General features: G+C 71.2%; 13 protein-coding genes. 3 read left to right on the top strand and 10 right to left on the bottom strand.

The window, feature by feature from the left end:
- From AIIKEEIJ_RS07145 to dxr, 5 genes are all read right to left on the bottom strand, one after another.
- A partial coding sequence (locus tag AIIKEEIJ_RS07145; RefSeq protein ID WP_274386502.1) for an NTF2-like N-terminal transpeptidase domain-containing protein occupies positions 1-1131 on the bottom strand: 1131 nt, incomplete at its 3' end.
- 67 nt (positions 1132-1198) lie between these two features.
- Positions 1199-2035 (bottom strand): GNAT family N-acetyltransferase, encoded by an 837-nt coding sequence (locus AIIKEEIJ_RS07140; RefSeq protein ID WP_006937430.1) that lies wholly within the window; start codon positions 2033-2035, stop codon positions 1199-1201.
- Between the two features lie 84 nt (positions 2036-2119).
- The gene (gene ispG, locus AIIKEEIJ_RS07135; RefSeq protein WP_006937431.1) at positions 2120-3274 is read right to left on the bottom strand and encodes a flavodoxin-dependent (E)-4-hydroxy-3-methylbut-2-enyl-diphosphate synthase; all 1155 of its coding nucleotides are present in this window, start codon (positions 3272-3274) and stop codon (positions 2120-2122) included.
- 45 nt (positions 3275-3319) lie between these two features.
- A complete protein-coding gene (locus tag AIIKEEIJ_RS07130; protein WP_006937432.1) occupies positions 3320-4537 on the bottom strand; it encodes a M50 family metallopeptidase in 1218 nt (405 codons plus the stop codon).
- A gap of 15 nt (positions 4538-4552) precedes the next feature.
- The gene (dxr, locus tag AIIKEEIJ_RS07125) at positions 4553-5716 is read right to left on the bottom strand and encodes a 1-deoxy-D-xylulose-5-phosphate reductoisomerase (protein ID WP_161995293.1); all 1164 of its coding nucleotides are present in this window, start codon (positions 5714-5716) and stop codon (positions 4553-4555) included.
- A gap of 142 nt (positions 5717-5858) precedes the next feature.
- Between dxr and AIIKEEIJ_RS07120 the strand changes: the two genes are divergently transcribed.
- Positions 5859-6104, top strand: a complete 246-nt coding sequence (locus AIIKEEIJ_RS07120) for a DUF2631 domain-containing protein (RefSeq protein ID WP_006937434.1) — start codon at positions 5859-5861, stop codon at positions 6102-6104.
- 75 nt (positions 6105-6179) lie between these two features.
- On the opposite strand, the gene rlmN is transcribed toward AIIKEEIJ_RS07120, so the two are convergent.
- On the bottom strand, positions 6180-7289 hold the full coding sequence (gene rlmN / locus AIIKEEIJ_RS07115; RefSeq protein ID WP_161995292.1) for a 23S rRNA (adenine(2503)-C(2))-methyltransferase RlmN: 1110 nt from the start codon (positions 7287-7289) through the stop codon (positions 6180-6182).
- 87 nt (positions 7290-7376) lie between these two features.
- Here rlmN and AIIKEEIJ_RS07110 point away from each other — a divergent pair, with 87 nt between their 5' ends.
- Both AIIKEEIJ_RS07110 and AIIKEEIJ_RS07105 read left to right on the top strand, forming a co-directional pair.
- The gene (locus AIIKEEIJ_RS07110) at positions 7377-7745 is read left to right on the top strand and encodes a LapA family protein (RefSeq protein ID WP_006937437.1); all 369 of its coding nucleotides are present in this window, start codon (positions 7377-7379) and stop codon (positions 7743-7745) included.
- Positions 7746-7851: 106 nt separating this feature from the next.
- Positions 7852-8715, top strand: a complete 864-nt coding sequence (locus tag AIIKEEIJ_RS07105) for an HpcH/HpaI aldolase/citrate lyase family protein (RefSeq protein ID WP_006937439.1) — start codon at positions 7852-7854, stop codon at positions 8713-8715.
- Between the two features lie 22 nt (positions 8716-8737).
- Here AIIKEEIJ_RS07105 and AIIKEEIJ_RS07100 read toward each other — a convergent pair whose 3' ends face one another.
- The 4 genes from AIIKEEIJ_RS07100 to AIIKEEIJ_RS07085 form a co-directional block, all read right to left on the bottom strand.
- The gene (locus tag AIIKEEIJ_RS07100; RefSeq protein WP_161995294.1) at positions 8738-9436 is read right to left on the bottom strand and encodes a methyltransferase domain-containing protein; all 699 of its coding nucleotides are present in this window, start codon (positions 9434-9436) and stop codon (positions 8738-8740) included.
- Between the two features lie 37 nt (positions 9437-9473).
- Positions 9474-10436 (bottom strand): phosphatidate cytidylyltransferase, encoded by a 963-nt coding sequence (locus tag AIIKEEIJ_RS07095; RefSeq protein ID WP_006937443.1) that lies wholly within the window; start codon positions 10434-10436, stop codon positions 9474-9476.
- A 2-nt stretch (positions 10437-10438) separates the two neighbouring features.
- Positions 10439-10996: a ribosome recycling factor gene (gene frr / locus AIIKEEIJ_RS07090; protein ID WP_006937444.1), complete on the bottom strand. Its 558-nt coding sequence runs from the start codon at positions 10994-10996 to the stop codon at positions 10439-10441.
- 28 nt (positions 10997-11024) lie between these two features.
- The coding region (locus tag AIIKEEIJ_RS07085; RefSeq protein WP_161995291.1) for an amino acid kinase family protein at positions 11025-11579 on the bottom strand (555 nt) is incomplete at its 5' end.

Genomic DNA, 11579 nt, shown 5'->3' with positions numbered 1-11579 from the left:
CTTGAAGGTGGAGCCGGGAGGGTACTGCCCCGCCAGCGCGACCGGTCCGTCGCGGTCGGCCGCCTTGTTCTGGGCGACGGCGAGGACGGCGCCGGTGGACGCCTCGATCACCACCATCATCGCCTGTTCCGCGCGGGCGTCGACGGCGGCCTGCGCCGCCACCTGGATGGGACGGTCCAGGCTGATGGAGAACGACGGCGCCGGCTCGGGCGGGGTCTCGGTGAGCACACCGGTGTCGACGCCGTTCTGGTTGACGGCGACCACGCTCCACCCGGCCTTGCCGTCCACCTCGTCGATCACGGTCTTCTTGATCTGGCCGACCAGATCGGGGGCGAAGCTGCGGTCGGTGGAGACGAGGTCGGCCTGCTCGGTGATCGTGACGCCGGGAATCGCCGCGAGGGTGCCGGCGACGCGTTCGTAGTCCTCCTCACGCAGCCGCACCACCGAGTGGGCGCCCTCGGCGGCGGTCGCGGTCTCGGCGATCGACTGCGCGGTCAGCGACGGGTCGAACTGTGTCAGCGCCGCCGACAACGCCCGCGCCGCACCCCGGACGTCGCCGGCCGCCGTGGCGTCGAAACCGACACCGTAGACGATGCCCGGAACGAGCACATCCGAGCCGGAATGCTCGTTGACGCGCGCGCGGGGGGCGGGATTGGTCCGCAGCTGCATCCGCTGCCGATCGCCGAGTTGGGGATGCAGGTTCGACCGGGTCCAGCGGACCACCCAGTCGTTCCCGCTGCGGCCCATGTTCATCTCGCCGGAGTACCGCCACACGCGCTCACCGGGCAGGCCCCATTCGTAGACGTAGGTGACCGTCGCGGTGTCCCCGTCGATCCGCACGCCGTCGGTGTCCACCGCCAGCGTCTCCGCCTGTAGTCCGGCCCACGTCTCCGCCAGCGCCTCCTCGGCCGGCTCGGGACGGTCGGTCAGGGCGGCGGCCGCAGCGAAGTCCCGGTCGGCGAAGTCGGTGAGGAACTCCTGTGCGGCGGGCTCGGGTCCGGCCGGCTTCGGGGTACACGCGACGACACCGCCGGCCAGCGCGACGGCGGCCACCAGGACCGCCCCGCGCCGCAGCAGTCGACGCGGTGCCGGGACGAGCGGGGCCGAGACGCGGGCGGATCGAGTTCTCATCGCCGTCATCGTAGGACCGGCGGCCACGCGGATCGGGGAGGCGACACGGGCCGGGCGGAGCGGCCCCTCAGTCCAGCAGCACGGTGCAGAACGTCGCGACCTGACGGAAACCGATGCGGGCGTAGGCCGCGCGGGCCCGGTGGTTGAAGCTGTTGACGTACAGGCTCGGCAGCCGGCCGCCGGCGGTGACGGCGGCGGCGACGGCCGCGGTGCCGGTCGAGCCGAGGCCGGCGTCGCGCCTGCCGGGATCCACCCACACGCCCTGGATCTGCCCCACCGACGAGGACTGGGAGCCGATCTCGGCCTTGAACACGACCCGGCCGTGCTCGAAGCGGGCCCACGCCCGTCCGGTGGCGATCAGGCTCTGCACCCGGCGGCGGTAGCCCGAGCCCCCGTCGCCCGCGCACGGGTCGACGCCGACCTCCTCACGGAACATCGCGATCGCGGCCGGCATGTAGGCGTCGATCTCCTCCGGCCGCACGCGGCGCACCAGCGGGTCGGGGACGACGCACGGTTCCCGGTCGAGTACCAGCAGCGGCTGCTCGGCCCGCACCTCGCGCGCGGGACCCCATTCCGGCTGGAGGACCTCCCACATCGGCAACGCGAGTTCGGCCCGGCCGACGAGCGACGAGCACAGGCGGGGGCCGCGGGCGGCGCGGTCCGCGAAGGCGTGCAGATCGTCGCGGTCGCCGAGCAGCGGAACGAGGTTCGCCCCCGAGAAGCACAACGAGTCGTCGGGTCCGCCCCGGCTCCACATGTCGCCGCCGACGGCGCGGGAATCGAGGCCGTACTCCTCGATCCGGCCGGCCACCATGCACGCCGCCACCGGATCGCGGGCCAGCACCCGCAACACGTGTGCGGTGTCACGGCCACCGAGAGACCGGACTCCCAGAAGCTTGAGCACGTCCCACCACCTGTCGACTGCGGATACGCAATCAGACTGCCAGAAGCCGGGGCCGCGCGGGAGTCCTGCGCCCGCCGAACCGGTTCAGCCGACGGAGACCACCGGGTTTCCGGTGCCGGCGTCACCCTCCATCTCCTCGGCGATGCGCATGGCCTCCTCGATCAGCGTCTCGACGATCTGGGCCTCGGGGACGGTCTTGACGACCTTGCCCTTGACGAAGATCTGGCCCTTGCCGTTGCCGGAGGCGACACCGAGGTCGGCCTCGCGGGCCTCACCGGGGCCGTTGACGACGCACCCCATGACCGCGACCCGCAGGGGCACCTCCATGCCCTCGAGGCCGGCGGTGACCTCGTTGGCCAGGGTGTACACGTCGACCTGCGCCCGGCCGCACGACGGGCACGAGACGATCTCGAGCTTGCGGGGCCGCAGGTTCAGCGACTGCAGGATCTGGGTGCCGACCTTGATCTCCTCGGCCGGCGGCGCCGACAGCGACACCCGGATGGTGTCGCCGATGCCCTCGCTCAGCAGCGCCCCGAACGCGACGGCCGACTTGATCGTGCCCTGGAAGGCGGGCCCGGCCTCGGTCACGCCCAGGTGCAGCGGGTAGTCGCACTGCGCGGCGAGCTGGCGGTAGGCCTCGACCATCACGACCGGGTCGTTGTGCTTGACCGAGATCTTGATGTCGCCGAAGCCGTGCTCCTCGAACAGGCTCGCCTCCCACAGCGCGGACTCGACGAGCGCTTCCGGCGTGGCCTTGCCGTACTTGCTCAGGATGCGCGGATCCAGCGAGCCGGCATTGACGCCGATACGGATCGGGATGCCTGCCTCGCCGGCCGCCTTGGCGACCTCCTTGACGCGGCCGTCGAACTCCTTGATGTTGCCGGGGTTGACGCGCACGGCGGCGCACCCGGCATCGATGGCGGCGAAGATGTAGCGCGGCTGGAAGTGGATGTCCGCGATGACCGGGATCTGGCTCTTCTTCGCGATCGCGGCGAGCGCGTCGGCGTCCTCCTGCCGCGGGCACGCGACGCGGACGATGTCGCAGCCGGACGCGGTGAGCTCGGCGATCTGCTGCAACGTGGCGTTGATGTCGTGCGTCTTGGTGGTGCACATCGACTGCACCGACACCGGGTGGTCGCTGCCCACGCCGACGTCGCCGACCATCAGCTGACGGGTCTTGCGCCGGGGCGCGAGGACGGCGGGGACTTCGGGCATGCCCAAACCGACGGGGCTGGTCACGTTTCGCCTTCTTTCGTAGCTACGCGGCAATTCTAGCGATGCGGGTCAGAACAGCTGGATGGGGTTGACGATGTCCGCGGTGAGTGTCAACAGCATGAACGCGCCGCCGATGAGGACGAACACGTAGGTGACGGGCAGCAGCTTCGTGTAGTCGACCGGACCCCCGACCGGCAGCCCGCGCAGCCCCCGGATCCAGTTGCGGACCTTCTCGTACGCGACCACGGCGATGTGGCCGCCGTCGAGCGGCAGCAGCGGGAGCAGGTTGAACATGCCCAGGAAGAAGTTGAGCTGCGCGAGCAGCAGGACGAACATCTGCCAGATGCCCCGCTCGGCGACCTGCCCGCCGATGACGGACGCGCCGACGACGCTGATCGGGGTGTCGGGATCGCGTTCGCCGCCCGTCACCGACTCCCACAGCGCCCCCACCTTGCTCGGCAGGTCGGCGAGGGCCTGCGCGGTCAGGACGAACATGTCACCGGTGAACCGCAGCGTGCCACCCACCGCGGTGAACGCGGTGTACTCGGTGACGGACGGCGGTGCGGCGACGCCGATTGCGCTGACGGTCTCCGAGGTGATCTCGCCCGTCTCGGGATCCTGCACCCACCGCTGGGCGGACTCGACCGGCACCGGGATCGTCAGCGTGCGGTCGTCGCGTTCGACGACGAAATCCACCGTCCCGGTCGCGGCGCGGGTGGCCTCGACCAGGTCCCCGAACGTCGCTACCTCGGTGCCGCCGACGGAGACCACGACGTCCCCGACCTCGAGGCCCGCGGCCGCGGCGGGACCCGGCCCGCTGCACGGCGCCAGCTCGTAGCCCCCGGCCTCACCGGCCTGAGTCGGTGCGACGCACGAGAGCTCCCCGATCTCCGCCGGGGTCTCCCCCAGACGGGGCAGACCCCACGCCACGGCGAGCCCGAAGATCAGCACCATGCCGAGGACGAAGTTCATCGCGATGCCGCCGGACATCACCACGACGCGCTTCCACGCCTTCTGCTTGTACATGGCGCGCTCGTGCTCGTCGGGGGCCAGTTCGTCGAGCGCCGTCATGCCCGCGATGTCGCAGAAGCCGCCCGCAGGGATCGCCTTGAGGCCGTACTCGGTCTCGCCGCGACGGAACGAGTACAGCCGCGGCCCGAACCCGATGTAGTAGCGCCGCACCTTCATCCCGAGGCGCTGCGCGGTCCACATGTGCCCGGCCTCGTGCAGGGCGATGGATACGGCGATGCCGAGGGCGAACAGCACGACGCCCAGAACGAACATCATCGGTGGCCGGTCCTCCTACTTCACGAGCGCGCGGGCTCGGTCCCGAGCCCAGCCGTCGGCGGCGAGCACATCTTCCACGGTAGCGGGTGCCGCGGACCAGTCGTCGGCGTCGGACAGGACCGCCGCCACCGTGCGCACGATCCCCGGGAACGGCAGGGCGCCGGCGAGGAAGGCCTCCGCGGCCACCTCGTTGGCGGCGTTGTACACCGCGGTCAGGCATCCGCCGCCCACCCCGGCGGCCCGCGCCAGTTCGATCGCGGGGAACACCTCGTGCGCCACCGGTTCGAACTCCCAGGTCGAGGCGGTCGCGAAGTCGAGGGCCGGCGCCGCGTCCGCGATCCGGTGCGGCCAGCCCAGCGCGAGTGCGATGGGCAGCTTCATCGACGGCGGTGACGCCTGGGCCAGGGTGGAGCCGTCGGTGAAGGTGACCATCGAGTGCACGATCGACTGCGGGTGCACGGTGACGTCGATCCGGTCGTAACCGATGCCGAACAGCAGGTGCGTCTCGATCAGCTCCAGGCCCTTGTTCACCAGCGTCGCCGAGTTCAGGGTGTTCATCGGGCCCATCGACCAGGTGGGATGGGCGCCGGCCTGCTCGGGGGTGACCGACTCGAGCCGCTCGGCCGGCCAACCGCGGAACGGCCCGCCCGAGGCCGTGAGCACGAGCCGGGCCACCTCGTCGGGGCTGCCGCCGCGCAGGCACTGGGCCAGCGCCGAGTGCTCCGAGTCGACGGGCACGATCTGGCCCGGGGCCGCGGCCGCGGTGACCAGCGCGCCGCCGGCGACGAGCGATTCCTTGTTGGCCAGCGCCAGGCGCGCGCCCGTCGCCAGTGCGGCCAGCGTCGGCTCCAGGCCGAGGGACCCGACGAGGGCGTTGAGCACCACGTCGGCCTCGACGTCGCGCACCAGCCGCGTGACCGCGTCGGGCCCGCTGCGCACCTGCAGACCCGGGACGTCGAGCCGCGCGGCGGCCTGCGCGTTCGCGACGGCCACCTCCGCGACACCGGTGACGCGGATCTGCTCGGCGAGCAGATCGATGTCGCCGCCACCGGCGGCGAGACCGACTACCTCGAACCGGTCGGGGTTGGCGGCGATCACTTCGAGGGCCTGGGTGCCGATGGAGCCGGTGCTGCCGAGCAGCAGGACACGGGTGCGGGAGCTGGGTTGCGAGTCGACCACGCCGACATTGTCCCCGACCGTCCTGAGGGGATGCTGAATCACCCGTCCGGCGCGCGCGAGAGCGCCCCCACTTCGTACGACGGACGGTCGTATGTCACGATTGGCCCAACAGCGAAGATCTTTGCGAGCAGGAGGACAAGCGGTGGCCGGTACCGAGTTGAAGACCACTGGCGTCGACACGGCCGAGGTGCCGTCGGCGGAGTGGGGTTGGAGTGGCGAAGCCCCCCGCCTGTTCCGCGTCATGGGCTGGCTCGTCGCACTGTTCCTGCTGGCGATGATCATCGGCAACCACAACGGCAACGTCGAGAACTGGTTCCTGATCGGCTTCGCCGCGGCGCTCGTCGCCATCCTGGTGCGCGACATCGTCCAGCGGCGGCGCCGGCGGTAGCCGCACCCCCGCAGCAGCGTCGAAGGGCCCGCCCGGTTCGTCCGGACGGGCCCTTCGCGTCCCGGGTGGTGGCGCTCAGTTCTCGGCGGCGAGCTGACCGCACGCGGCCGCGATCTCCTGCCCCCGGGTGTCCCGCACGGTGCACGAGACCCCCTGCGCCTGGACGCGACGGACGAATTCGCGCTCGACCGGCTTCGGGCTGGCGTCCCATTCGCTGCCCGGCGTCGGATTGAGCGGGATCAGGTTCACGTGCACCAGCGGGCCGAGCGCCTTGTGCAGCTTCTTGCCCAGCATGTCCGCCCGCCACGGCTGGTCGTTGACGTCGCGGATCAGGGCGTACTCGACGGAGATGCGGCGACCGGTCCGGTCGGCGTAGTAGCGCGCGGCGTCGAGCACCTCGGCGACGGGCCAGCGGTTGTTGACCGGCACCAGCGTGTCGCGCAGTTCGTCGTCCGGGGTGTGCAGCGACACGGCGAGCGTCACGCTCAGATCCTCGTCGGCCAGCCGGCGGATGGCCGGAGCGAGGCCGACGGTGGAGACGGTGACCGACCGCTGCGACAGGCCCAGTCCCTCCGGGGGCGGCGCGGTGATGCGCCGCACGGCGGCCACCACACGCTTGTAGTTCGCCAGCGGCTCCCCCATGCCCATGAACACCACGTTGGACAGCCGGCCCGGTCCCCCGGCGACGTCACCGTCGCGCAGGGCCGCGGCGGCGGCGCGCACCTGGTCGACGATCTCGGCGGTCGACAGGTTCCGGTTCAAACCGCCCTGGCCCGTCGCACAGAACGGGCAGGCCATACCGCAGCCGGCCTGGCTCGAGATGCACAGCGTGGCACGGTCGGGGTAGCGCATGAGCACGCTCTCCAGGAGGGTGCCGTCCCCGGCGCGCCACAGCGTCTTGCGGGTCTCGCCGCCGTCGCAGGCCACGTGCTTGACCGGGGTCAGCAACGCGGGAAAGAACGCGGCCCCGACCTGCTCGCGCACCTTCGCCGGCAGATCCGTCATCTTCTCCGGATCGGCTTCGAGGCGCCCGTAGTAGTGCCGAGCCAACTGATCGGCGCGGAAGGCCGGCAGGCCGAGTTCGCGCACGGCCTCGCGGCGCTGCTCGGCATCGAGATCGGCGAGGTGGCGCGGCGGCATGCCGCGTTTGGGCGCGTCGAAAACCAGGGGAAGAGAGGAGGGCATAATGAACCATTATCCATCAGGGCGGCAACGCCGGTTTTCCTCGCCGAATGCGGTGTGCACCGGCGGCCGGAGCGAGATGATCGAGCCATGACCGAACGCCCTGCGGATCTCCCCGAACCGCCACCGGACCTTCCGGTCCGGGGTCAGCTCGAGCCTCAGGGGGCGACGAAGGCCACGCCCGAGTCCAACGTCCGCCCGGCACCGGAGATTCCCCTCGACCGCAGCCGGGCGGCCTCCACGTGGACCGGCCTGGTCATCGGTGTTCTGGTGCTGATCCTCCTGCTCGTGTTCATCCTGCAGAACCTCGACCCGGTCACCATGGAAATGTTCGTGTGGGAGTTCACCCTGCCGCTCGGGGTGAGCCTGCTCCTGTCGGCCATCGCCGGGGCCCTCGTCATGGCACTGGCGGGCGGTGTGCGGATCCTGCAGATCAAACGCGCCGCGAAGCGGCGGTAACACCGCGCCGGCCCGGCGGCGGGTGACGAACACAACGCACCCAATTTCCCCAAGGCGGCGACAACAGGGCACCCTGGAGACAAGACCTTCACCCGAGGAGCCTGACGTGACCGCCCACCTGGATGCCCCCGCCTCCGCCACCGTCGCACCCGAGCTCGCCCGATCCTGGCTGCTCGTTCCGGGCAACGCCCCGGAGCGGTTCGCCGCGGCCGCCGCGTCCCCGGCCGACGCCGTGATCCTCGACCTCGAGGACGCCGTACCGGCGGCCGGTAAGGCCGCCGCGCGCGATGACGTCGTCGAATGGTTGCGCGGTGGTGGCCGTGCCTGGGTGCGGATCAACGACGCCACCACTGTGCACTGGGCCGACGATCTCGCCGCGCTCGCCGGGGTGCCCGGCCTGCAGGGCGTGATGCTCGCCAAGACCGAGAGCGGCCAGCAGGTCGACGCCACGGCCGCTCAGCTGCCGGCCGGCACCCGCATCCTCGTGCTCATCGAATCGGCGGTGGGCCTCGAGGCCACACCCGAGATCGCCCGCGCCGACGGTACGTTCCGGCTGGCGTTCGGCAGCGGCGACTTCCGCCGCGACACCGGGATGGACGACTCCCCCCTCGCCATGGCCTACCCGCGTTCCCGCCTGGTGGTGTCGAGCCGGGCGGCCCGCCTGCCCGGTCCCGTCGACGGGCCGTCGCTGACCGACGACCCCGAGGTCCTCGAGCGGGAGGCGAAGCTGACCGCGTCGATGGGAATGACCGGGAAGCTGTGCATGACTCCGGCCCGGGCACCGTTCGTCAACGCCGCCCTCAGCCCCAGCTCCGACGAGGTCGGCTGGGCACACGAGGTGATCGACACGCTCGGCGAGGACGGCCGCGGGGTGCGCGACGGCAGCGACCTGCCCCGCCTGGCCAAGGCGAAGAGGATCAGCGAACTGGCGCGGGTGTTCCGCATCCGCGGCACCCACCACCACCGCTAGGTCCGCGGCACGCGCCGCACGCTCAGGGGATCTCCAGGCCCCGGGGCTTGCGGCGCACATGCAGCCGGTAGCGCACCGTGAGGGTGGTGCCCGGGGTGCCGTGCACCGCTCGCTCGGCGACGCGCGGGCCGAACTCGATGCCGAGTACGCGCTCGAGGGTCGCACGGTCCGGGAAGCGCCATTCGGTGTCGACCCGGCGCAGGTCGAAGCCCTGGGCGGCGAAGAACGCCTCCACCACCGCCGGGTCGTACTGCGGCAGGTCCGCGCGCATCCATTCGCCGTACGGATGGGCGGTCGCGTCGAGATCGACGATCGCGAGCGCGCCGCCGGGCCGCAGCACGCGCATGGCCTCGGCGATGCCCGCCCCGCACCCGGGCCCGAAGAAGTAGGCGGTACGCGCGTGCACGACGTCGACGGTGCCGTCCGGAAGCGGCAACTGCTCGGCCGAACCGGCCTCCACCCGGACGCCCGGCTGGTCCCGCACACGTCGGCGGGCCAGCTCCACCAGCGGCGGGTGCGGTTCGATGCCGGTCACGGTGCGCGCGGTGGCCGCGAACATCGGCAGGTGGAAGCCGGTGCCGCAGCCCACGTCGAGGACGTCGCGACCGGCCCAGTCGCACGCCTCGCGCAGCGCCGCGTACACCACGCCGTGGACGTCCTGGGCGCGGTTCTCTTCCTCGTAGACCTCCGGCCAGTGCCAGATGTTGGGGCTGGGGACCACCCCGTGCGCGTCGGACCGCTGTCTCCTCGCCACCGGCCTAGACGAAGGCGCCGAGGACGAGCCAGGTGACGAACGCGGACGGCAGGATCGAGTCCAGCCGGTCCATGATGCCGCCGTGGCCGGGCAGCAGGGTGCCCATGTCCTTGATGCCGAGGTCCCGCTTGACCTGCGACTCGATCAGGTCGCTCGCCGTGGCCGTGGCCGCGAGGACGACGCCGAGGAGCGCACCGATCCACCAGGCGGCGTCGAGCAGCAGGGTCACCGTGAGGATTCCGGCGACGGTGCAGGCGAGGACCGAGCCACCGAAGCCCTCCCAGGACTTCTTCGGGCTGATCGCGGGCGCCATCGGGTGCTTGCCGAACAGCACCCCCGCCGCATACCCGCCGACGTCGGACGCGACGCACACGATCATCAGGCAGAACACGCGTGCGGCGCCGTTGTCGTCGAGGACCATCAGCGTCGCGAACGACGCGAGGAACGGCACCCACGCCGCGGTGAAGACGGTGACCGCGGTGTCGCGCAGGTAGTTGCGGGGCCGGCCGCGCAGTCCACGGTCGAACAACCGCCACAGCATCGACACGACCGTGGTGCCGGCGAAGGCGCCGAGCACACCGGTGGTGCCGTAGGGCCAGCCGAGCCAGATCATCGCCTGCCCCCCGACCAGGAGCGGGATCCGGGGAACCAGGACGTCCGCCTCACGCAGGCGCTTGGTGACCTCCCACGTGGCGATCGCGATGGCCACCGCGACGACGACGAGCCACGCCTTGGGAGCGAATGCGAGCACCACGATGACGAGGGCGCCGAGACCGGCGCCGACGCCCACGGCCGCGGGCAGGTTCCGGCCCGCCCGGGAGGACTTCTTCGCCGGCTCCGCGGTGGGGGTGGCATCGGGCCGCACCGGCGGGACCTCGGGGTCCGCCTTCGCGGCCTCGGCCGCCGAGTCGGCGTCGGTGACGCCCAAGGGGAGCTGCGGGTCGGACGACCCGGCGGCTGTACCCACGGTTAAACCTCCAGCAACTCGGCTTCCTTGTGCTTGACCAGTTCGTCGATCTGCGCCACGTACTTCGCCGTGGTCTTGTCGAGTTCCTTCTCCGCGCGGGTGACGTCGTCCTCGCCGGCCTCGCCGTCCTTCTGGATGCGGTGCAGCTCCTCCATCGCCTTGCGTCGCACGTTGCGCACGGACACCTTGGCGTCCTCGCCCTTGGCCTTGGCCTGCTTGACCAGCTCGCGGCGGCGTTCCTCGGTGAGCTGCGGGATGGAGATGCGGATCAGGGACCCGTCGTTGGTCGGATTGACGCCCAGGTCAGAGTTGCGGATCGCGGTCTCGATCGGACCGAGCTGCGATGCCTCGTAGGGCTTGACGACCACCATGCGCGCCTCGGGGACGTTGATGCTGGCCATCTGCGTGACCGGGGTGGGCGCGCCGTAGTAGTCGACGACGATCCTGGAGAACATGCCGGGATTCGCGCGGCCGGTGCGGATGGATCCGAGATCGTCCTTGGCCACCGTGACGGCCTTCTCCATCTTCTCCTCGGCCTCGAAGAGAGCTTCATCGATCACGGCAGTTCCTCCATGTTCCGTTGTCCGTTCATGACCGTACGAGTGTTCCGATCTTCTCACCGGCGACGGCCCGAGCGATATTCCCCTCGGTGAGCAGGTTGAAGACCATGATCGGCATGTCGTTGTCCATGCAGAGGCTGAACGCGGTCGCGTCCGCCACCTTGAGCCCCTTCTCGATGACCTCGCGGTGGGTGATCTCGGTGAACAGGGTCGCGTCGGGGTCGATCCGCGGATCGGCCGAGTAGACACCGTCGACGGCCTTGGCCATCAGGACCACCTCGGCGCCGATCTCGAGGGCGCGCTGCGCGGCCGTGGTGTCGGTGGAGAAGTAGGGCATGCCCATGCCGGCGCCGAAGATCACCACGCGGCCCTTCTCGAGGTGCCGGCGGGCCCGCAGCGGCAGGTACGGCTCGGCGACCTGCCCCATCGTGATGGCGGTCTGGACCCGGGTGTCCACGCCCTGCTTCTCCAGGAAGTCCTGCAGCGCAAGAGAGTTCATCACCGTGCCGAGCATGCCCATGTAGTCGGAGCGGGCGCGGTCGAGGCCGCGCTGCTGCAGTTCCGCGCCGCGGAAGAAGTTGCC

Source organism: Rhodococcus sp. YH1 (assembly GCF_009939605.1).
In the GTDB taxonomy this organism is placed as follows: domain Bacteria; phylum Actinomycetota; class Actinomycetes; order Mycobacteriales; family Mycobacteriaceae; genus Rhodococcus; species Rhodococcus aetherivorans.
Note: the sequence above shows the minus strand (reverse complement) of the source record. Positions and strands in the feature narration are given on the sequence as shown.